Genomic DNA, 388 nt, shown 5'->3' with positions numbered 1-388 from the left:
GTTGAAACCTTACTTATTCATTTATTTTTTATAAATTAGTGACATAACACTGTATTAGCATCTGCACGATCGGTTGAAATATATGTTACATTTTCTTGCTGCTTAATAAATGCATCATAGTAATCATATTGCGACGAATGATATGTGCCATTCGATGTATCATTTGGGTTTAGCAAACAGCCATAACCTTCGTCATATAAATGTTCACAGAGCATAAGGGCGTCATGTTTAGAACCACTTACTACATAAAATTGCTTCATAGGATCATATGATTTAGGAGTGTTTTCAGTATAATCAACAACTTCCCCTATAATACATATACCTGGTTTCGCCTCAATTGAATAGTGTTGCAATTTTGAAATAATATTACTTAAACGCCCCTTAACAA

1 pseudogene is annotated in these 388 nt (G+C 32.5%); it reads right to left on the bottom strand.

Annotated elements, in window-relative coordinates:
- Window positions 1-35: 35 nt before the first annotated feature.
- A pseudogene (locus M3196_RS21820) lies at window positions 36-388 on the bottom strand (uroporphyrinogen-III C-methyltransferase); the annotation flags it as partial.

Origin of the sequence: Fictibacillus nanhaiensis (assembly GCF_023715445.1) — a bacterium.
GTDB classification, from domain to species: Bacteria; Bacillota; Bacilli; order Bacillales; family Fictibacillaceae; genus Fictibacillus; species Fictibacillus nanhaiensis_D.
Note: the sequence above shows the minus strand (reverse complement) of the source record. Positions and strands in the feature narration are given on the sequence as shown.